This window comes from Prevotella sp. oral taxon 299 str. F0039 (genome assembly GCF_000163055.2).
Taxonomy (GTDB): Bacteria; Bacteroidota; Bacteroidia; order Bacteroidales; family Bacteroidaceae; genus Prevotella.
The window spans coordinates 438,963-458,946 of the sequence record NC_022111.1 but is presented as its reverse complement, the minus strand read 5'-3'; the positions used below and the strand labels follow the sequence as shown (position 1 = coordinate 458,946).

General features: G+C 41.2%; 21 protein-coding genes. All 21 read right to left on the bottom strand.

Translation table 11 applies throughout. The annotated features are described in order from the left end of the window. Position 1: 1 nt before the first annotated feature. Positions 2-433 (bottom strand): DUF5675 family protein, encoded by a 432-nt coding sequence (locus HMPREF0669_RS04840; protein ID WP_009227405.1) that lies wholly within the window; start codon positions 431-433, stop codon positions 2-4. Further along, positions 417-890: a phage holin family protein gene (locus tag HMPREF0669_RS04835; RefSeq protein WP_020967186.1), complete on the bottom strand. Its 474-nt coding sequence runs from the start codon at positions 888-890 to the stop codon at positions 417-419. The genes HMPREF0669_RS04840 and HMPREF0669_RS04835 overlap by 17 nt, the downstream gene beginning before the upstream one ends. Before the next feature lie 9 nt (positions 891-899). Continuing rightward, positions 900-1,355, bottom strand: a complete 456-nt coding sequence (locus HMPREF0669_RS04830; protein ID WP_009227403.1) for a hypothetical protein — start codon at positions 1,353-1,355, stop codon at positions 900-902. Positions 1,356-1,358: 3 nt separating this feature from the next. Then, the gene (locus HMPREF0669_RS04825) at positions 1,359-1,883 is read right to left on the bottom strand and encodes a DUF4376 domain-containing protein (RefSeq protein ID WP_009227402.1); all 525 of its coding nucleotides are present in this window, start codon (positions 1,881-1,883) and stop codon (positions 1,359-1,361) included. Between the two features lie 5 nt (positions 1,884-1,888). Next, on the bottom strand, positions 1,889-2,389 hold the full coding sequence (locus HMPREF0669_RS04820; protein WP_009227401.1) for a hypothetical protein: 501 nt from the start codon (positions 2,387-2,389) through the stop codon (positions 1,889-1,891). Between the two features lie 16 nt (positions 2,390-2,405). Next, on the bottom strand, positions 2,406-3,389 hold the full coding sequence (locus HMPREF0669_RS04815) for a collagen-like protein (protein ID WP_009227400.1): 984 nt from the start codon (positions 3,387-3,389) through the stop codon (positions 2,406-2,408). 4 nt (positions 3,390-3,393) lie between these two features. Then, on the bottom strand, positions 3,394-5,973 hold the full coding sequence (locus HMPREF0669_RS04810; protein WP_156860558.1) for a hypothetical protein: 2,580 nt from the start codon (positions 5,971-5,973) through the stop codon (positions 3,394-3,396). Positions 5,974-6,225: 252 nt separating this feature from the next. After that, complete coding sequence (locus HMPREF0669_RS04805) at positions 6,226-9,999, bottom strand: phage tail tape measure protein (RefSeq protein ID WP_009227398.1); 3,774 nt, start codon at positions 9,997-9,999, stop codon at positions 6,226-6,228. A gap of 6 nt (positions 10,000-10,005) precedes the next feature. Beyond that, complete coding sequence (locus HMPREF0669_RS04800) at positions 10,006-10,605, bottom strand: hypothetical protein (RefSeq protein ID WP_009227397.1); 600 nt, start codon at positions 10,603-10,605, stop codon at positions 10,006-10,008. A gap of 159 nt (positions 10,606-10,764) precedes the next feature. Beyond that, positions 10,765-11,250 (bottom strand): phage tail tube protein, encoded by a 486-nt coding sequence (locus tag HMPREF0669_RS04795; RefSeq protein WP_009227396.1) that lies wholly within the window; start codon positions 11,248-11,250, stop codon positions 10,765-10,767. Between the two features lie 95 nt (positions 11,251-11,345). Beyond that, positions 11,346-11,750, bottom strand: a complete 405-nt coding sequence (locus tag HMPREF0669_RS04790) for a hypothetical protein (protein ID WP_009227395.1) — start codon at positions 11,748-11,750, stop codon at positions 11,346-11,348. Between the two features lie 9 nt (positions 11,751-11,759). Then, entirely contained in the window at positions 11,760-12,248 is a 489-nt protein-coding gene (locus tag HMPREF0669_RS04785; RefSeq protein WP_009227394.1) for a hypothetical protein, read from the bottom strand. Beyond that, the gene (locus HMPREF0669_RS04780) at positions 12,245-12,565 is read right to left on the bottom strand and encodes a hypothetical protein (RefSeq protein ID WP_009227393.1); all 321 of its coding nucleotides are present in this window, start codon (positions 12,563-12,565) and stop codon (positions 12,245-12,247) included. Before HMPREF0669_RS04780 ends, HMPREF0669_RS04785 begins: the two co-directional genes overlap by 4 nt. A gap of 2 nt (positions 12,566-12,567) precedes the next feature. Further along, positions 12,568-12,948, bottom strand: a complete 381-nt coding sequence (locus HMPREF0669_RS10100) for a head-tail connector protein (protein WP_009227392.1) — start codon at positions 12,946-12,948, stop codon at positions 12,568-12,570. Between the two features lie 27 nt (positions 12,949-12,975). Then, positions 12,976-14,169: a phage major capsid protein gene (locus HMPREF0669_RS04770; RefSeq protein ID WP_009227391.1), complete on the bottom strand. Its 1,194-nt coding sequence runs from the start codon at positions 14,167-14,169 to the stop codon at positions 12,976-12,978. A 56-nt stretch (positions 14,170-14,225) separates the two neighbouring features. Beyond that, positions 14,226-14,909 carry an HK97 family phage prohead protease gene (locus HMPREF0669_RS04765; RefSeq protein ID WP_009227390.1) on the bottom strand — a complete coding sequence of 228 codons (684 nt, stop codon included), beginning with the start codon at positions 14,907-14,909 and terminating at the stop codon, positions 14,226-14,228. A 50-nt stretch (positions 14,910-14,959) separates the two neighbouring features. Further along, positions 14,960-16,204, bottom strand: a complete 1,245-nt coding sequence (locus HMPREF0669_RS04760) for a phage portal protein (RefSeq protein ID WP_009227389.1) — start codon at positions 16,202-16,204, stop codon at positions 14,960-14,962. Between the two features lie 11 nt (positions 16,205-16,215). Further along, positions 16,216-17,925: a terminase large subunit domain-containing protein gene (locus tag HMPREF0669_RS04755; RefSeq protein WP_009227388.1), complete on the bottom strand. Its 1,710-nt coding sequence runs from the start codon at positions 17,923-17,925 to the stop codon at positions 16,216-16,218. Between the two features lie 74 nt (positions 17,926-17,999). Continuing rightward, positions 18,000-18,389, bottom strand: coding sequence for a P27 family phage terminase small subunit (locus HMPREF0669_RS04750; protein WP_009227387.1), 390 nt, complete (start codon positions 18,387-18,389; stop codon positions 18,000-18,002). 801 nt (positions 18,390-19,190) lie between these two features. Continuing rightward, positions 19,191-19,532 (bottom strand): HNH endonuclease signature motif containing protein, encoded by a 342-nt coding sequence (locus HMPREF0669_RS10095; RefSeq protein ID WP_009227386.1) that lies wholly within the window; start codon positions 19,530-19,532, stop codon positions 19,191-19,193. A gap of 9 nt (positions 19,533-19,541) precedes the next feature. Next, positions 19,542-19,982, bottom strand: coding sequence for a hypothetical protein (locus HMPREF0669_RS04745; RefSeq protein ID WP_009227385.1), 441 nt, complete (start codon positions 19,980-19,982; stop codon positions 19,542-19,544). Between the last annotated feature and the right edge of the window lie 2 nt (positions 19,983-19,984).

The window sequence follows — 19,984 nt, the reverse complement described above, 5'->3', positions numbered from 1 at the left end:
TTTATTCAATTGTTATAGTTACTTTTTCTTTCTTCTTCTCGCACCTTAAAAGAACGGACATCAGTTTTTCAAACGTTACACGGCTGTTAATAACTTTGCCTTTCTCTTTGTTCTCTCCAACGAGCAAACAGCCCTCTGTATCTTCCGCTGTATTGCCTGCGTGAATTCTTATGCCCTCAAAGCCTTTCACATTCAAAAGCAAAGGCAATACACGCTTAAAGCGTGGCGAAAAGGTTAAAATTACATCATACTTTCCCGTTGGTATAGCTGTTATTCCTTTGAGCTTGTTTTCCAGTATTTCGTCAATCTCCATAGTGTCGACAAGCCCCCTGTCTGCGTCTTCTAGAGTATCACAGAAATACGTATCATCAACGTACATATTTCCAATTGTATATCGTTCTTTTCTTGCTATTCTGTTAATTCTTATTTCCATTATCTTCGTTTTTAGTTTCTGTTATATAATCACTTAAGTAGGGTATTTTGTGTACCAGCTTCAAACTCACCACATAGTACAAGAAATTAACGAGGGCGTGCATCGGGGTATGTGGTACAAGAATTAAACGCAAGTTTTTAAGAATGTTAATTGTATAGAACCATAGAGCCACGAGGCAAAGAGTTTTAACACTATAAAGAGCCTCGTTTTCGTTATGCAAGAAATGCCCTATGAAAAAGACACAAGACGCAATTAAAAAGAAAACTAAAACGTGATAAAAAAATACCATAGCTTTCTTCATAGACCACTTGCCACCGTTGCAATAGTCCGCAACAACTCCGAAAAGGAAATTTACAAGGAATAGGCAAATCATTGCGTGCATAAAGTCTTTTATCGGTGAAAGTAGGGCAAGCACCCCGCTAACAATCGCTATTATAAAAGTTTTTACATCATTCATATCTTTACACTAATATAAAAGATTAAAATACACTAAAGCAAAAACGCTGATCTCTCCTACATACATAACTTTTTTACCTACTGCAATGTAGTACGCCAAATAAGCAAAGAACACGCAAGCCGTTATGTAGGGATGAAACAAAGCCGACCATATAAGAGAACTTGCGCAAGCGGTACAAGCCCCGACGTTGTGGGCGAGTTTCCCATAAGTTTTGTAGTGCGGTTCTGTTCCTACAAGAATTAAACCCATACAAGAAAGGAAAGCAAAACAGCCGTACTCCTCCGACTTTGAAAGCATTGGCAAAAATAAAAGCCCCGCAGTTAAAACCATCACTACAGAAAAAAGCCACTTTTCCTTTGTGATATAATAATTATCTGAAACATATTCGCCAGTACCATAACGTAAGGCAGAATATAGCAACCATACAACGATGGTTATTAAACTAATTAATACAAGTGTTTGCATATCTTAAGAGGTTTTGAATTTTAATTTTTCTGGATAATTTGCTCTATACTCATAAGCGTTAATTTCTTCTACGCTTGTAAGGTTTTTTATATTTGCTTTATGTTCTTCGGTTGTATCGAAACATCTTAAGGCGTATTCTTCAAGTTGTGAAAGCATACCAATAACAACATCACAATTAAGCGTTATTTTAAGCCCGTTAATCCACAACGTTGTATCGGTTCTACCTAAATACTTAAGACGTGAGGTTGAGTGCATCAATCCGACACGTGTTTCTCTGTCAAGCCAAAAGGGGGTATCATTTAGATAAAAAGAATTTACCGCCTCGCTTTGGTCGTATGCTTCTATCTCTGCAAGCTTCAACGCCTTTGCTTCTGTGAGTAATTCCTCTTTGGTTTTCTCCTTTGGCACTTCTTTAATATAGCCTGCTTCTGCTAACTGCTCATCGGTAGGGTTGAATACGACCGCATCACCTATCATCACTCTATTTGTTGCGTAAATCTTTACGCCTTCGACTTCTTTGTACCACATATATTTTAATTCTCTTTTAATTTTCTTGTTTTGATATAGTCGATTTTGCCACGCCCTGCTAATTGTAGCACCGCATTTCCGACAAAGGAACGAATTAGTTTTTTACTCTCTTCATCGTTTAGTGTGCAATCAATAGTTTTATCTTCATTCCACACATGGAGACCATTTTTTACGCTTATGGTGAAATCGAAAATCATAGGCTCCGCCCAATTAAAAGTTATTCTTTTACTCCACAATGTGCGAAAGAAATAATGGTTTCGACCTTGAAAACCCCATTGCCCCATTATTACAACCTCCGTATTCGTCGCAAATCCAAACTCGGACGTTTTAGACCCTAGCGTGATTTTTCGGTTACTGCCTTCGAGATGCCCGTATATTTCCGTGTCCTCGTCAAAATTAACATGTCTTTTCTCAGGCACCGCACCCCAACCGCTTATTACCTTTGTGTAATTCTCTACAATGGTATGGTCATCTAAAACCCCACCCATGTAACGTCTTCTGCTCATACTCGTTCCTCCTTTGTTAAGCTATAGCCCAACTTACAACCAAAGCCGTATATTTACGTGCTATCGGGTTGTACTTAAAACTAACCTCATAAAACATGTTATTTTCTACCGCTACATCTTTAGGTAGGATAACACCCTCAAAGCTAATCGTAGGAGCGTCACCACTACGAGTCACAACACCGCTACCGCTGTTTTGCCCCGTGTGAAAATAAAGCATCACTTCTGCCACTTCTTTTGTATTCTCGGGCGGTGCTATTGCTTTAATTCGTAATTTATCCACGTTTTCAAATAGAGCGTACACTTTACCTGCTTGTAGAGTAAGTTCTCTTGTGCCTCCGTTCTCTGTTGTCGTTACCTCTTCGGCTACTATCTTTTTATTTTTAAGCTCTGTTATTGTCTCGTTAATCGTGGTTACTGCCGTTTCCCTTGTGCTTGTTTCCTCCGTTAACTTTTCTTGCAAAGAACTAACACTATTTTCTAATGTTGTAACCTTTGTTGTTTCTAATGTGTTCAAACGCTCGTTTATCTTCGCTAATAAAGCGTTTAAGGTGTCGTTATCTTTAACGCCTCCTAAGAACTTTATAACCTCGTTAAAGCTATCTATTGCCTCGCTTGCGTTTGAGCCTACAAGTGTATTTATACGTTCCTGTAAAGCTGTTACAAGTCTTTTTGTGTCGTCATTCTTCGAGGTTATAAGAGTCTCTAAGCTTTTCTTCGCTTCGTTTAGCTCCTCGGTAAAGTGGCTGTCCCCTGGTTCGCCCCTTTCTCCTTTCTCTCCAGGTTCGCCCTTTTCCCCTTTCTCGCCTTGTTCGCCCCTTTCGCCTCTTAAAAGAGCCAAAGGAGTTAAGACTATATCAGTGCCTTTAAAAGCTGGTAAGGCTTTTAAGCCCTCCAGGGTTTCCACCTCTGGAAGTGCATCAATGTTTTGCGCCTGCGCTGTTAGCTCTTCTCTTATGATGGTGCGCAAATCGTTGCGGTCTAAAATTTCGTTTTCGTTCATATATTTAAGTTTTTAATTTCAATATTCCTTTTTCGGCTAACGCTTTGGTTCTTGTCGTGGGTGCTGTCTCGGTTCGTGCCTTGTCCGTCTTTTCGACTCTGTAGCGGTTTCCGTTGTATAAGAGTTCGCTAAAGCCTTTTATGTCTCTTAGCTCTATTCTTGCAGTGCTCCGCTCTAAGTCGATCTCGCCCCCCATAGGCATAAAAGATGCGCCAGGGTGCAAAACACTAGAAAACACGGCAAAAGGGTTTATAGAGTTAAGTCTAAGCTCTAATTTCAGCCTTATGCTCGGGGTTCTATACTGCTGTAGATATTTATGAATATATAGCTCTTCTTGCCTTATCTCCGTTTTAGTCACTAAGTCGTGGACTTTGTCGACCGCTTCGGCTCTGTTCTCCCCTAGGTACGTCACACTTGAGTAGTTAGGTACTGAACCATCATCCGTACAAATCTTAAACTCTCTAGATTCACCCTTTAAGGTGCTTGAAGAACTTGCGTTATAAGCGTATTCCGTGTCGCTCTTAGTATCATCTAAATAGTTAGGGTTTGCGTCCACTAGCTCAAACTTTAGATTCTTAAGCCAATAGCACCATGGCGAACCGCCTATTGCTTTTGCTAGAGTAAGCTCTATTTCTTCCCCTAGCTCTCCTTGCTTCTCGGGACTTACTTTATATTTATAACCTTCTCGGAATTTTCCGTCGGGTAGGTAAATAATAAACTCGCATTTATCCCCTTGAGGTTCGGGGGGCATTGGAATATAATACCCTTCTTCTTTCAAGCCTTGCCCCCAAACTCTACCCGAACCGCTTAGAGCGTGCCAAGTGTAGGGGATATCTTCGCACTTTGTGCCCTCTTGCTTTCCGTAATATATTTTAAAATCACTTTCTTGGTGATCCCAATAAACGCCGTTCCAATACAAGCCCCCGACCTCTAGACGTGCACGAATAAAAAGGTCTTCCCTTTCGATTTTTTCTACTCCTATATCCTTTTTGTCTTCCTCGTTTTTGCTTTGGTCGCTCCCTTTATCGTTAAAGGTGATATCATAGGGCTTGTTATTCATCGCAAACTCTCCAGAAATACGAAAATATCTATAGGGGTTTTGTATAAATAACTCCTCGGGAATATTGCGCTTAATAGACAAACCAGGGAAACGCCTATAATCCTCGTGGCTTTTTAATGCTTGGGAAAGATACCCAACTACTAAAAGTATTTTTTCATCGAAATCTAGGAAAGGCGTTAAGTTATTGAAACTATTCGCGTATATATCTGCTTTAGGTTGATAACGTTCATAATAACCCGAAAAGCTGTTATAATTAGGGTTCGCCTTTTTTATATATTCGTCGAGGTCGGTATCTAATTTTTTAGAGTACTCTCTCACAATACATGCGCCTATTTGCTCAATCGCTCGTGCGTCGGGTGCGGGCTGTTTTATGCCAGGGTAATAGTCGAAGACTTCCGATTTTCTGAAGGGAAACGTAAACACAGATAAGGACGTTTGAGGTAGGGCGTCCCCTGGTGTTGCGCTTTTGTCGTATTCTACTACTCCATCAACGGAGCCCACAAGGTCGTACCTGTATAGGCTTGCGCCTGTGGTGTCGAAAAACTTAAACCACGTTGCTTTTTTTATTCGTATGCCTGCCCTAAACTTACTGCCTAGTATGCGGGCATCGTGTAGTGTTCCGTAATATCCAGTCGTGGCGTGTCCCGTCCTTTCGTCTGGGTAATTCCAATAAAGACCATAAAGCGCAAAATTTATAATACTACCGTTTGGGGTTTCATAGTTGCGCCCTCCTTGATGATACAATGGATAAAATTTGCCCATTGGTGCGGTTACGTCTCGAAGTTTGCCCTCGTCGAATGCGTCCTCAAAAAGTGCAGTTACTTTATAAAAATTATCCTTTGTTTTAACAGAGTTTGCCACAGGGTCAAGGCTTATAGAATTGTCTGACCCTCCAAATAACTCTTTGCGTATTTCGACGTTTTCTCTTATATCTAAAGTTTTTAATGTGTAGACGGGTTCTCTCTCTGGGGTTTGGTATAATGAGTATACGAAAAACTCACCTAAACCACTATTAACCGCATTGCAATCGAATAAATATACATCCCTGCCTCGGGCTACTGCCGAAAGATTGAGCCACTTGCAAATCTCCTCGAGAACCTCTCTACACGTCCACGCAACCTCGTTGTCGGGTTGTTCGTCGTATTCTTTTTTATCAAAGAAATTCTTTTCGGAGATTCTCAAAGTTGTAAAATCTTGAGTCTTAGACGAGTTTTTTATGTCGAAGGTCTTTTGTACGTAAAGGGTTTTATAACCTCCTCCGTATGATGCCAATCTACGAAATACTTTTAATAAGACTTGAGACATTAAAAGGCTTTTCTTTTCCTCTGAGATATAGGGTAAATCGGATAAGACAGAAAGCCCGCAACGACATTCGAACGTTACGACGTCCTTTGCACTTGTATAATCATTATCGAATCGATTAGGAGTAAGAAAGCCATACCAAAGTACAGAGCGCACCGCCTCGCCCCCTACGGGGTGCTCTTTGATTATAACGGGGAAATCCAAAGGCTCGATAGCGTTCATCTCGAAAAAAAACAGCTTATTGTTAGGGGTAAAAACTTCGATTGTAGCGGTTGAAGTTCTTACGGGGGATAACACGTTTTCGTCCGCCTCGTGGGTTATCCTCACGGGCGAACTAGGTGTCCTAACTAGAGCTATAGGCGATCCGTGTACGATAACACAACTGTATTCCCTATTATTCGCGGTATTTCTGAATTTGAAAGATATCGTCATTATAATATTTATCTAAAGTGGGGATAAAAAGGTAGCGCAATTTTAAGACTTGCGTCCGTGTCGTGCGCTATCGTTACGCTGTGAGAAGTATATATCAGAGCCACGCAAGCGACCGACTATCTCGATTTTTTGAGTGCCTCCGCCTCCTAGCTCGCCCCTATTTATGGAGTTAAACAAATTGCGTTGCTGTCTTCCGTTTAGAATCATTTCACCCGATGAAACCCTCGCAATCGTGTTGTCGTGGTAGTCTGTACCGCCAACAATACCACCTCGAGCAAAAGCCCCCGCCCCTGCAATTAGAGCTTTCATTCCTGCAATCTGTTGAGCTGCTAAACCTACACCCACCACAGGAAGAGCCGCATACGCTGCGGTTGCTTGCGCTGCCATCAATATCTCCGCACTCTTGGTTAGTGCAGCGTAAGCGGCTATCGTGGTTGCCACTTGCTCGGCTTGCGCTGCTGTCTGGGTTGCGGTTGCTTCTACTGCTGCGGCTGCGGTTGCTTGTGTTGCAACTCCTTCGGCTTGCTTTGCAGCTGCTAATAGCTCCGAGGCTTTCGTAAATTCATTAATAAGATTTACTATCTGGATAACTCCGTCTATTGAGGCGGTTAAAGTGCTCCACACTGCGGAGATTTGTTCCCATGCGCTTGCGTCGGTGTTACTCATCGTTTCCGACAACTGCCTCCACGCATTCGCAACCCCTATAATGGTGTCGCCCGTTCCCCTTATACCCTCGTACGAAACACGGCTTAACTCGGTATTAAATTGTTTAACGTCCGTTTTTATCTCTTCTAACTGCAAAGCCTCTTTAAGGCTTTTTACTCTCCCTATCTGTGCATTAATGTCGTCTACCATCTGCGCTGCTGTTTTCCCTGCTTCCTTGAACTTTCCCCCGATCATGTCTGAAAGCTTTTGTTGCGCTAGGTTTAACTCCTCTTCGCTTATCTCTATTTTTGTTTTCTTGTAGTCCTTACGTTTGTCTCTTTTATAGTCTTCGGGGTTACCTTTTGCAAGGTCTGTCTCCGCTTTGCCTAGGAGCGCATAAAGATTTCCGAAAGCATCTATCAGGCTCTCTGAACTTAGCCCCAGCTCTGTAAACTCTTTTATAGCGTCATCGGCTGCGTTTCTGTATTCTTTGTATATAGATTCTTTTTCGTTCTCGAACGCCTCCGTGGTTAGGGTGCTTGCTTGGCTCTTGAGTGTTTGCAAACGCTTGTTATATTCATTTTCAAGCTCTTTTGCCTTTCTTTGCGCTCCTTGTTCAAAGTCTTTTTTATATTCGCTTAATTGAGCTTTTCCGAAACTGCTGTCTTTAGTTCCTCGCTCGTCGCTGTTTATTATGTTATGCGCAACGTCTTTTAATAGCTCCCGCTTTCGTTCGTTAAATTTCTTTTCTGTGATCAGCCCTTGCCCATACTCGAAGGCTAAATTTTCAAGTTTTTTCTCATACTCTCGTTGTATTCTGTGGAGCTCGGTTTCTTTTTTCTTTTTATCGCTTCCGCCTCCTGAGCCGTTTCCGCCTCCTCCTTCGTCTTCGCTTTTTGTTTTTGGTGCGTTGCCCCCTTCTGTTTTCTTAGGTAGGTTTTTTAGAACTGCATTCTCGTACGATTTAACCTCTTTCCCGTAATTTATAATAAGATCCTTCGCTAGGTTTAGAGACTTTTTATTATCGCCTACAAATCTTTTGATTTTATGATATACGAGCATTTGACGGGACTTAGCACTCCAGTCTCCCCGTTGTAGAATACTCTCAACGTCCACCATTGCCGCATCAAATTCTCCATTAAATTTACTTCGGTTTGATTTCGAACCGTTTTTTATTCTGTTTCGCTCGTACTCATAACCTACTGTATTTTTAAAATCCTTAAAGGTTGAAAACGTATCAGTAAGAAAGCTTCCAGAACGACCGAAAAAATCGTCCTTTTTATCCTTAATATTCGCAAGCTTTGCCTCCGTTGCCCAGTACTCCTTTTGTGAAGATATAGCCCCGTCTATCTTCTTCTTTAATTCGTTGTACTCTTTTGCGTTGGTCTGTACTGAAACCTTTTCTAAGTCAAGCTTTGAAATAAGGTCGGGGTATTCGTCCTTTAGATTCTTTAGGGCTGTCTGCCAGGCTGTAGAACCTTTTTCACTTGCGCGCATAATGCCCAAGTTTGTACGCATCGCATCGTCTAACTCTCGACTCTTGTTCGCTACGTCTTTTAATCGCTCCTCCGCTAGGTGCGCTCTGTCCCATAAGTCCTTTAGGGCTGATCCTAACTCTATAATTCCAGTTACCACAATCATAGGGATAAGACTAGAAAGAGCGGCTTTAATAGAAGCGGCTGCGCCTACTGCTGTAGCCTTTAACCCCCTCCAGGCTGTACCCCATGCGGTGCTACTAGCTGTCGCACTTGCTTGTTCAGATGCTGCAATCTGAAGTGCGTTTAATTTTCTTTGAGCCGTGAAGTTTTGCGCCAAAGCTCTACGCTTCGCCATCGTCTGCTCCTCTAGCCTTATGCGCTCCTGTGCTGTGGCGGTCTCGAGGGCTTGTTCTCGTAAGGCAATACCTCTCTTAAGCTCTAGGGCTTGCTGTTCTAATATCGCAATTTTAGCGGCTGCGGTTTGTGCGCTCGTCACACTTGAAGCCATTGCGGTTGCCGTTGCCTCCCTCCAGGCACGCCAAACGCCCACAAGCTTAGAAGTAGCAAAAGCCGCTGCTATTTGTATTGCAATCTTTGTTAGGTTGTCTTTTACATAGTTTAGCCCACCTATTAAAGCATTCAAAAAACCGACAACGCCCCCCTCGCTTTTCTTAAATATAGATATCATCACACTCTCCCAGGTAGACTTTAGAGTGTGCAAAGCGTTCATATATTTGCCAGTTGACTGCTCGAACATTCGAGCGTTCTCGCCTTGACTATTTCTTAGCGTTGTAGAAAGTTCTGAAAGCTTATCAACATTGTTAATTAAAGCGGCTGCTTTTGGTGCTGCTAATTTTCCGAAAACTGCGACGAGGTCTTGAATGCTATTACCTATACCGCTATCTTTTAATTTTTGTAGGCTCTTTACTAAGCCGTCATTTTTTAGCGTTGTTTCGTTCAAATTAACCCCATAGCGTTTAAGGGTTTTTGCAGCCTCTGAACTTTGCGAAGAAATTGCAATTAACATTTGCTTAACGCCTGTTCCTGCATCCGTGCCCTTAAAGCCGACATTCGCCAAAGTTCCCAGTGCTGCATTAGTCTCTTCTATTCCTATTTTTGCGGTGGTCGCCATCGGTGCTGCAATCTTTAGAGCCTCCGCCAAGTCGGTAACATTAGTTGCCGAATGCGCTGCTGTACTACTTAGCACGTCGTTAATGTTTCCTAAGTCGTCAACCGCTTTGCCGAAACCATTCATAACGTTTGTGGCTATGTCTGCCGCCTCGGCTAATTCTATGGTGTTGGCTTGAGCAAATTCTAAAGTTTTACCCACGGCTTTTGTAGCCTCCAGGGGTTTTAAGCCGTTTCTAACAAGATTTTCGAGTGCTCCCGCTGCGTCTGTTGCGCTGTATTTCGTCGTTGCTCCAAGCCGTTGCGCCTCGTCCTCCATCGACTTAAATTCATTTTTCGTGGCATTACTCACCGCCTTAACTCTTGCCATGGCGTCTTCGAACTTTCCGCCTGCCTCCAGGGCTGAACGACCAAAAGAGAAAGCACCAAACGAAAGCCCTAACGAACCAAGTGTAGAAGTTAGTTTGCTAGTTAGATTTTTTACTATATTTTGAGCCTCTGTCGCACCTTTTTTAACTCCATCAGTTAAAAGATTTAGGGCTATTGCAAAAGAAAGTTTTCCCATACGTTTCTAAAGGGTTTTAAGGTTTAATAAATCTTGCGCCATCTTCTTCTCTTCTTCGGTAATAATGTTATCCTCTCGGGGTTTCTCTGCCTCCCATGGAAACTCTATTAAATCCCTCATCTTCGTTTTTTTATCTAGATGTGGGGATAACTGTATGTAATGCCAAAATCTTTGTAGCTCCATTTGTTCCCTGGTTTGTTTTTCTAAAGCATTTATAAAAACGCCTATCTCGTGAAGTTCGCAAGTCTCCATCAAATAGTTAACGCTTATACCTGCCAGGGCAAGCCGTCCTACTATGTCTTTAATATATATTTCTTTTTGTTCTTTTTGTTCTTTTTGTTCGTCTTTGGTCTCTGCCAGGGTTTCACGAAATTGCGAAAGGTATAGCAATTCTTTCCCTATTTGTTGCACGCTATCGCTTAAAAGATTTGGGTGCTCTTTGGCGACCTTTAGAACTTGCTCAAAGGGGATAAGTGCTTTTTTCTCGCTTGACCCCATGCAGTAAGTAAGGGCAATAACATCCTCTATATCCTCGACATTAAAAGAATTAAAAGAGTGCTTTCTAAGGAGTTCAAACTCTATTATGTTTTTAAGTGTTATTCTCATATATGGACATTCTAAAAAAAAATAAGGCGGTGAGTTTCTCAACCCACCACCCCGAAACATTCTAAACTAAAATAATCAACTAAATAATTAAATGAAACAATTATGCATCTACATTACCTGAAAATGGATATTTAAGAATTTGGTATTAATATTAACTCTTTAGGGGGCTGTAAAGGTTAGTTCTCCTGAACCCTTGCCACTCATAGAGAACTTAGCTAAAGAACCAGCTTCAGAAGTTAGTTCTAAAGATTCCACATTTACCGCACCCGTAAAATACGGCTTTGTTTCGTCTTTTACAAAGGTGTAGCCCTCCTTTTCGTTTCCTGCCTTGGTTACATCACCGAACCAGAAGTCGAGTGTCTCCATGTTGTTTATAGCTTTCAAGAAATTACCATAAGAAGCGGTATCTGCTTTATCGGTTAAAAGCCCTTCAGTTGAAATACTGAAAGATTTTTTTGAAATAAAACCGCTTTCCCAATCTCCACTCATTTTGTTTGTGGTGTCGGTGATTTCTCCGTTAATGGTTAGAGAAGCGTTTGTGGCGAAAGCTACAGGCTTACCGCCTAAAAATATGAAGAGTTGCCCCTTTTTAATGTCTGAATTTGACGAGTATTTGCCCGCCGCTGTTGGTGTTGTTGCGCCCATTATTCCAATATTTTTAAGTTACTATCTATTATATATATCTAGCCCTTTTATTAGGTAGCGAATTTAACCACATAAAAAAGGGTTTTAATACTCTTTTACTCTTGCAACGCTAAACTCGAAACCTCGAAAGTTAGCGTCTGGACATATTTTGTAATTCCCGAATCCCCCCATCCTGTTATAGTTTCCTCACCATCGACGAAAACAATATCAGGGCAAAAGTTTGCATCTCGTAAAACACTCCTTACACGCTCCAGGATATCAAGCCCTTTTATATACTCCGTTGAAATCACGTTAAGCAAAATAGTCGCTATCTCTTCGTGGGCTAGCATGTTATTTCTATTCTCTTTATATTCTTGGCGTGCCAACACTATAAAGTCCCCATTAGTCTCTAGGGGTGCCGCTATAGGAAAGATATTATCTTTAACGAGGTTTTTTAATTCCTCATCTTTCGATAATAATTCGTATATTCGTGTAGTTGCTGAAATTGCGCTACTGCTCATAATTTAGTTTTATCTATATTTTGCGTATAATTCCGTTGATGCTTTTTTTATACCCTCCGCAACAAGTCGCAAAGCCTCGGGGGTGTCTTCGTTTTTCGTCCTAGTCCAAAACCTTTTTAACGAGGGCATCGCCCCCGTGCTTTTGCCCGTCTTGGTAGAACGTTGTGCCGTTCCGCTATCTGCGGAGTTGAATTTTATTGCCTCCCTTTTGGGGTCTTTTGCTCCTTTAGGAACAATAAAACCAACAAGAACGCCACTTTTTCGTTTTTTTATCTTTACAGAGAAAGCCTTCAAGAAATTACCAGACACACCACGGCTCTGTTTCATTGCAGACCTTAAACGTTTTTTGCCTCCGTCTCTCAAATACTTTCCGCCTGCCTTTAGCCCTTTCCCTATTGCTTGCTCTCTGCCTATCTTAGGCAAGTCCTCTAGAAATTGCTGAACATGCGCAAAGCCTTGAACTCCTACAAGATTAGAAAGTTTTTTCTCTTGGCTCATAAGTTTTGCTTTTTCCCTGTTATTGTAAAGGTTTGATCCTCGGGGCGTTCGTCTATATTTACAATTTGGTAAAAGCTATTTTGATACGAGAATGTCAAATCGGGGGTAATAACTTTATTCTTTCGAACTTGTAAACATATTACGCTTTTCTGAAATTCTTCGAAGGCGTTTATACCCATATCGCCAGAAATAGGCTTTAACCTGTGGCAACGAGTCCGTAAAATACTAGTGGGTACGGTGTCGTTCTTCTGAAATCCGTTTGCCTTTTTTCCCACTTTGTAAAACTGAACCCATTCACGCAATAAACCTGCTCGCATAGTTAACGATATTTTATATAAGGCTGAAGGAGGAAACCCACAGAGTAGGGCACCACGTGGGGCGCACTATAAGCCACGGGCTCACGGTTAGAATACAACCCCGCTGCAATCATCAATATAGAAAAAAGCAAAGGGGAGGGCAAAACGCCTTCTTTCTCTAGCCCCTGCAATGGTTGTTGTATGTAATTCTCAACGCTTTGCTCTGCTGCCATTAATAAAGCCTCCAAATAGGCGTCATCATCCGAAAAATCGATATTTAATTGTTTTTTTATCAGAGAAAGGGACGCATACTTCGGGGCTACCTGCTTGCCCTCTGAATCTTTTTCAAAGGGTGAGGGGTGACCTAATACACGGAGCACCCCTCCAACCTTAAAGAATAACACTATTCGCCTATTTTATTTGATTTGCACTTATGCTTGTTTTAGCAATCCAAACGCCTCTTTGCGTAAAGCTAACATGTCGCAATCTACATTAAGAACGCACTCTATTACATTCTTACGGAGAACTGCCGCTGAACTTGTGTCAACACCAAGAACCATGTCACCGAAGAAGCCTAAAAGATTATAGCTAAAAATTCCGTATCCGATCTCGGTGTCCTTAAGGTCGTTTGTGACATAAACAGGTGTTCCGTCGATACGTCCGTTATCATCCACACAGAAGCGACCAGAACCCTCGTCCACTGGAGTACCTTTAAGTTTGTAATACATTGCGGTTGACATGACAAACGCACTTGTACCGTCTAGCTGTACCCCTGTACCCTCAACGCCTGCTTTTAAGCCTAACAAATCCGCATAGGTTACACCCTTAGCGGCTGTAAACGTTTTTGTTGTACCTGGTTGTACAAATACACCTGTAGGGGTTTTGCCTGCTGTGCCTAACTGCGTGGTGCTAAACATAGTTTTGTTTAGGGTTCTCTGTGTTGCTAGGTTCATCTGCTTAAGCACGATTTCAGCAATTTTGCCAGCACTTTGGTTAATTGCTCTGCGTGAAATTGAGAAAGCTATACTTAAACGTTTTGGATTTGGTGAAATGTGGCTAATATTTAGCTTAGAGTCTCCCACTTCTGCGGTCTCATCCTCCCAAGAAGCCTCTGCACTTCCAATTACGGGGAAGTTCCACATACCTTCGATGCCGTGTTGTATCTTTGTGCCTACCTTGTCAAAAATCAAACCTTTTTCGAGTGGTTCGATAAGTTCTTTAATTGTGACGGGCTGAATAGAAGCCACCGACGTTGTGTCTTGTGTGTTAGCTCGTGTTTCTAGATTTGCGGGGATTCGTAAACCTTCAGCGGCTCTCAACTCCGCAAACTCTTCAGGTATTCCCTTACCTGCTAGGAAAGAACGCAAAACCTCACCGAAAGCGTTAGCCGTTACCGCTTTGCTAGGTTCTTCTGTTTGGCTTTGTAATAACAAAGTATTGCGAAGTTGCAAAAGCTGTAGTTCTTTTTCAAGGCTTGAGCGTTCCTCTTTTTCCTCCTCGGTTAAGGCTCTCTTTTCAGTTTCTAGACTAGTGGCAAGCTCTTCAAATCTTGCGCGAATTTCTGTAATACGTTGAGCGTTTTCTCTGAATTGCTTGCGCTCTTTTTGGTTTAAGTTGGTAAACATTTTAATTTAATATTAAATAAAAAAAATAACAAACTATGAACTTATAAACTATAAAATTATAAACTAGAGCGCAAAAGAGCAATATCTTCTTGCATCTGCTTGGCTCTTCTTTGCTCCTCTTCTGTGGGGGCTTGTGGGGGTCTTTTAAGAGCTTCAGGCTGTGAGCGTTCCATTAGTGCGCCTAATTCTTTGGCTGTTTCCTCTACTGAACGAGAACCCACAGACGTACCCAAATAAGCGGGGTTTGCAACCATCGCCACGTCATATAGCCCCGATATACGTTTCACCTTGCGGACGACAACGTCCCCCTCCATCACGTACTCCACACAATTATTATCGCTTTCGTCCGCTGTGAAGGCAAAAGAACTGCCGAATATATCACCCCTTTTAATCATCTCAAGAGCATAGTCCCCATCTGTTGTGTTTGGTGCGTCGAATCTGTATTTTAACCCTTTGGCGTCTAATTCGAGACTTAGTGAACCTTTCCCAAATCTTGAACGAGCAAGCATTCTATTACGAGAATGTTCTAAACATGCTATAATATCAGAAGAGCGCAAAAGCTCCGAATCTATTGCTGAAGGTTCGATCACTTCGACGACGTCCCCGTAAGTCCCCCGCCATAAAACCTCGGAGCGTTGATTAAACACAACCGCATAGCCCTCAATCGTGCGAGAGTCTCCCTCAGCTCTAACAGTGGGGGACTCCGCAAAATTTCGGTATTGTATAAAATTTTTAGACATAATAAAATAACTCTTTATATTTATCGTTTTATCTGCTTTTAGGTAGCATTTTATTTCTTCGTTGTTGTCGGTTCGCCTTTTATCTTTGCGCTGTCTAGTGGGGCAACGTTACAAGACACCAAAGGCGTATCTCCCCCTTGCACTGGTTCTTTTCCCTCCTTTCGCCTCCAATCGTTTACAGTGTACAAGCCCGTTTGTATTGTCTTTTCGATATACTCCGACTTAGTCTTTAAGTCTGTTTGATAATAATCATCGAGGCTAAACTGTATTTTTTGAAAGCTTAGTAACTTCTCTGGGATTAACTTAACTGTGAACTCTAATTCTATTCTTTTGAGCATTGGCGCAAGCGTATCAGTTAAGAACGTCGTCTGTGAATTTTCAGAAGCTTTGTAATTTGAGTTTTCACGCATAAAAACCTTGTCGGGGTGCACGCCAAAGAAACGGCATATCTCTAGAATGTTCAAATTTTTAGATTCTAATATCTTCAAATCTGCGGGGGATAACTGCATTTGAGTATATCGCATCGTACCAGGTAAGAACATTATACGCTTACCTCCATACATCTCTTTTTCTATTCTTCTAGAAACATCTTCGAGTTGGTCATCTTGTGGAGCTCCGAAGCCTTTCGTAAGAGTATCGTCCCCCGATATTAAACCCCTTGGGGTGCTCCCCTTTGCGAAGGTGTCCGCCTGTTGTCTGTCTGTGCTTTGCCCTATCTTTAAAATTTGAGAAGCAAAATAAATAGTTGAGACACCAGAGTAACCCCCATCCAAACTAACGTTTTTAACATGGATAATTTCATCGCTGTTATAAGTTCCTACTACTCCGTTAAGCGTGTCGCTAATATGGTACTTGTTACTCTCTCTTTCATAACTCACAGTGTTAGGAGCTAACAAAATCAATTCTTTTAACCCGTTATCTCCGTATAAGGGGAAAACATAAGCGTTGCCGTGCAATAACGTTAAGCTTACTAAGTTCTTCATAAAATCAAAAGCGTTTAAACGGCTGTTGGGCTTTAGCGTTAAAAGTGTGTAGAGTTTACTAAAAGTATCTATTTTGAAATACCCTTTATCTCTGCCCCCCTGCCAACGACGAGGGGTAAGGGCTAAAGACGCAACCGTACCCGATACGATATCAACACAACGATAAACCGCCGCAAGCTTCATTCCGTAATCTGTCACGTGCTCGTCGCTCCCCCATGCGTCCCCGATAGTTACTACGTTCTCGCTCCTTTTGTGAGTCTCTGGACTTTTAGAGCCTCTAAAAAAGCCCCTAATATTTTTTAATACATTCATAACTTAATATTTTAACTTATTTTTCTTTCGTAATCGTTGAACTCCTTTAAGCTCATTAGCATTGTAATAACTCCGTCGATTTTTAGATGTCGGCTTCGCTTTACTGGTTTCTTATTCTCTAGCTTGTCTTCGTCTAATACGGCATTGTCAAAACAAAATAAATTTATTGGGTTCGGGTCTATAGTTAAAGCAAACTTTCTTGTAGCATATTCCCACGACTCAACGGGAGAAGTAAAGGCGGCATAAGTTTGTTTTATAGGTTGCATCACTTTTGCCGCTCCGCTTGCGCTCATAAGGTTCACAAAGTCTAAACTCTTATAACTGTCATAGCCGATTTGCAGTATTAAAAGATTTTTGTTTCGAGCTATGATGTCTCCCGCTATTTGGGCGTAATCTATTACGTTACCTTTTGTTAGTTTTAAGTGTCCTTCGGATGCCCATTTTCTGTATAACTCCTCGTTACGGTGTCCCTTTAGACACTCTTCAGGAAAATAATAATCTGTATGAAAATGAAACTTTTTTCTATCTGAAAAATAAAGCCCATACGTAACCGCTGAAAAGTCATCCTTAACGGATAAGTCTACCGCCACCATGGTAGAAACCCTTTTGCCTATTTTGTCGATATCTATTTTTAGGGTGTGCGCTTTCATTTCCTCACCTGTTAACCACGGCTCCGTATTCGAGGGCACGAAGATATTTAATAACTTCGTTCTGAAAGTCTTCATGTCCTCGTTAGATATGAGGGCTTTCTGCCATTCATTTGCATAAAAATCAGGTTGCACCGTAACACCTAGATGGGGCTGTACTTTTTTCCATACTTTTGGGTCTCCCTCGTCGTCGCCCTCGTCTGGCATAAACAAGTGAGCAAATATTCTGTCGCTTTCTAGCTCTCCTAATAATACCCTTTTGTAATTCTCGAGCATTTCCACGAATGGTGATTCGCTTTTGTCCGACGCTGTCGTTATTGTCACGACCAACGGGTCAAGCCTTGCGCCCATTGAACTGGTTAAAACGTTCTTAAGCTCCGCGCTGTCCGCCTGCGAATACTCGTCTAAAATAACCAAAGACGCATTTAATCCGTCGAGCTTATCAGCTGAAGACGATAAGCACTGAACACTTGAAGACCTATCTAAATTTCCTATTATCTCAATCTTTTCTCTGTTGAGCTTAAACATTTTTAAGCCTGGATCAAGACCCCGCAAAATAGCCTTTATCTCCTTAAAGCAAATCTGTGCCTGGTAGTAGCTATTAGCTGCGGTATAAACTTCTGCGTTGGAGTCCCCAAAGAGTAGATCGTAAACCGCCAGGGACGCCACCGAAGTAGTTTTCGAAAATTTACGAGGCACAAACAGAAGAGCCTCACGGATTAACCGCCTGCCCTCCTTTGTATAGAAGCCCATTATATTAGCAAACTGGAAAACTTGAACGGGGGTAAGTTTATAACTTTGCCTACCATTCAACCCAGAGAATTTAAGGCACTCGTAAAACGTAATAAAACGTTGCACCTCTTCAGGTCTAAAAACGTATTTGTCCAAAAAAGTAAAAAAACGCACAACCGCAAGAACCTCGAAGAGATTATGCGCATCGGGGTTGTGGACTACTTCTGCGATATATTCTTCGAGGCGTGGGTCAATCTTTTTTAATTTATAGCCCGTAAGTTTGCGGGATAAAATTTGTTTTATTGCCCTTTCTTTTAGTTGTGCGCTCTCTTCTTTGGTCAATCTATAAAGTTATTATGAATTTCTATTAAGGGGCTTAAATCGAAAATAAAAGGCTTTCCCTTGTTTTCTTTGCCTTACCTCCCCCCTAAAGAGGATATCAAACCAGCTAGCCCGTTTTCTTCTGGGGTTTTACTTATTTCCTCCGAAGTTAAAGAGGTTAGTTTTAGTTCACGCAAATATTTACGTACCGCTTCGGCTTGCTTTACTTGCATATCAAACAACGGATTGGGTTTGCATCGAGCCTCCCCACCGTCTGTCCTTTCTATTAAAAGTAAGTTATCAGCGTTTAGCTCCTCTATGATTCGGGCGTATTGCTTTAAGGTCGTGGCGCACATATGTATAGAAATCTCTAGCTCTTCTTTATAAGTGCCTAGCTTTTGCAAAGAACCTCGTATCTCTTTCGCTAATTTATCTGCATCTATATTCGAAAAATCAAAGCTTTTTTTTCTCTTTATTGTCGCCATTTTGTCAAATTTTCTTTTATAATAGAACCCTTAATCTTGCGTTTTAGGTACCAAAGGGCAAACGGGAACGTAAAAAAACGGCTCTGGAGTGTTCGACAGAGGAGGCGAGAGTTCAGAAGGGGTTGAGCTTCTTAAAAAACTACCCCCCCCCTTAATCTTTTTAGGATTCAAAAATACCACCCCTAAAAACTTCTTTTATTTTTTGCTTTCCTAGGTCTAGCCTGTGACAATAAACAGAAAAAACATTGTCACATTGTCACGCTTATGATTTTCAAAGAGTTACAAAGGTTGTGACAACTGTGACAATAAAAACCTATAAAGTTATAAACACGTATCTTATAAATTTCTATTTTAACATCGTGTTAAATACGTATATTTCTTAAAGTGTTGTTTTTTAATTCCTTAGGCATTTTATTGTCACAATTGTCACAACCTCTGTAACTTATTGATAATCTTAATAATTACGTGGTACAATAAAAATAAAAATATTGTCACAATTGTCACAATTGTCACACCTTATTTTTAATTTCCTTACAATCTAAAATATTTTAATCGCTTTTTATTATAATATATAAGTTACATTTGTTTATATTCGTTAACTATTCGTTAACAATGCTGTTAACGATTGGCGAGATGTTAAAACGCTCCTTATTTTTAACACTTCGCCCCGTTTACAAACGTTAAATAAAAGAACAAAGCAAAACAAATTCGCACAAAACAAACTTAAATGTTAAATAAATAGCTCTTACTTATCATAATAACGTTGTGCTTTTCTCTCTTTCGTCCGCCTTTTTTTAACATTTAATCTAGAAAAGTTTTGATAAATCGCTCGGTACGTCTTTTGTTATTGTTCCGCTGTGCTTCCTTGCTATGAGAGGATAGTTCCTTATGTACTTGAAGATGACAAGCACGACACAAAGCCATTAAATTATTTGGGTTGTATGCCTTTGCTCTCATCGCTTCTATACTTGTAGCCTCTTCTATCGGTTCGACGTGGTGCACGTCTGTAGCTGGGGTTATCTTGTCAATTTCTCTGCAACGCTCACAAAGGGGGTGAGCTTGTAAATAATTAAAGCGCAACCGTTGCCAGGTTACGCTTTGGATTAATCTACGATAATGTATGTTATTACTTTTGTACTTCATACTCTTATATTACCTTTCGTTTCGTGTTCTTATGTCGTGCGCAAATTGTTCGCCTTTGGTGATCATCTCGTCCTCCTCCACGCAATGATACCCAAGTTCTCGAGTTAGCTCGAAGAGGTCTAACTCCTCCCCTGTTACTGCGTCCCTCTCGTCGACAAACCTACCACGCCATCCGTACTTCTTTAGTCTTAGGCTTGCTAGCTTTCGCAACGCTGTCATGCTGTCCTCCTTTAGCCTAAATAAGTTTAATATCTCGGGGGGCATCTCTTCCATGATACAACCCCTTTCGGCGTCGTAAGCTCTTAGAAAAGCATAAACTAAATAGTAAAGAAGAGAATAGAGCGACTTAAAATTGTATTGCTCCGCTATCTCCTTTAATTTGTTGTAGTCTCTTTCTGTTATCCTTGCTTTTAGCTGTCTTGTTAACTTTGCTTCTTGACTCTTGCTCATTT

Coding starts and splice junctions, on each gene's coding strand:
- HMPREF0669_RS04840 (WP_009227405.1), bottom strand. CDS start 433: ATGGAAATAAGAATTAACAGAATAGCAAGAAAAGAACGATATACAATT.
- HMPREF0669_RS04835 (WP_020967186.1), bottom strand. CDS start 890: ATGAATGATGTAAAAACTTTTATAATAGCGATTGTTAGCGGGGTGCTT.
- HMPREF0669_RS04830 (WP_009227403.1), bottom strand. CDS start 1,355: ATGCAAACACTTGTATTAATTAGTTTAATAACCATCGTTGTATGGTTG.
- HMPREF0669_RS04825 (WP_009227402.1), bottom strand. CDS start 1,883: ATGTGGTACAAAGAAGTCGAAGGCGTAAAGATTTACGCAACAAATAGA.
- HMPREF0669_RS04820 (WP_009227401.1), bottom strand. CDS start 2,389: ATGAGCAGAAGACGTTACATGGGTGGGGTTTTAGATGACCATACCATT.
- HMPREF0669_RS04815 (WP_009227400.1), bottom strand. CDS start 3,389: ATGAACGAAAACGAAATTTTAGACCGCAACGATTTGCGCACCATCATA.
- HMPREF0669_RS04810 (WP_156860558.1), bottom strand. CDS start 5,973: ATGAACGCTATCGAGCCTTTGGATTTCCCCGTTATAATCAAAGAGCAC.
- HMPREF0669_RS04805 (WP_009227398.1), bottom strand. CDS start 9,999: ATGGGAAAACTTTCTTTTGCAATAGCCCTAAATCTTTTAACTGATGGA.
- HMPREF0669_RS04800 (WP_009227397.1), bottom strand. CDS start 10,605: ATGAGAATAACACTTAAAAACATAATAGAGTTTGAACTCCTTAGAAAG.
- HMPREF0669_RS04795 (WP_009227396.1), bottom strand. CDS start 11,250: ATGGGCGCAACAACACCAACAGCGGCGGGCAAATACTCGTCAAATTCA.
- HMPREF0669_RS04790 (WP_009227395.1), bottom strand. CDS start 11,750: ATGAGCAGTAGCGCAATTTCAGCAACTACACGAATATACGAATTATTA.
- HMPREF0669_RS04785 (WP_009227394.1), bottom strand. CDS start 12,248: ATGAGCCAAGAGAAAAAACTTTCTAATCTTGTAGGAGTTCAAGGCTTT.
- HMPREF0669_RS04780 (WP_009227393.1), bottom strand. CDS start 12,565: ATGCGAGCAGGTTTATTGCGTGAATGGGTTCAGTTTTACAAAGTGGGA.
- HMPREF0669_RS04770 (WP_009227391.1), bottom strand. CDS start 14,169: ATGTTTACCAACTTAAACCAAAAAGAGCGCAAGCAATTCAGAGAAAAC.
- HMPREF0669_RS04765 (WP_009227390.1), bottom strand. CDS start 14,909: ATGTCTAAAAATTTTATACAATACCGAAATTTTGCGGAGTCCCCCACT.
- HMPREF0669_RS04760 (WP_009227389.1), bottom strand. CDS start 16,204: ATGAATGTATTAAAAAATATTAGGGGCTTTTTTAGAGGCTCTAAAAGT.
- HMPREF0669_RS04750 (WP_009227387.1), bottom strand. CDS start 18,389: ATGGCGACAATAAAGAGAAAAAAAAGCTTTGATTTTTCGAATATAGAT.
- HMPREF0669_RS10095 (WP_009227386.1), bottom strand. CDS start 19,532: ATGAAGTACAAAAGTAATAACATACATTATCGTAGATTAATCCAAAGC.
- HMPREF0669_RS04745 (WP_009227385.1), bottom strand. CDS start 19,982: ATGAGCAAGAGTCAAGAAGCAAAGTTAACAAGACAGCTAAAAGCAAGG.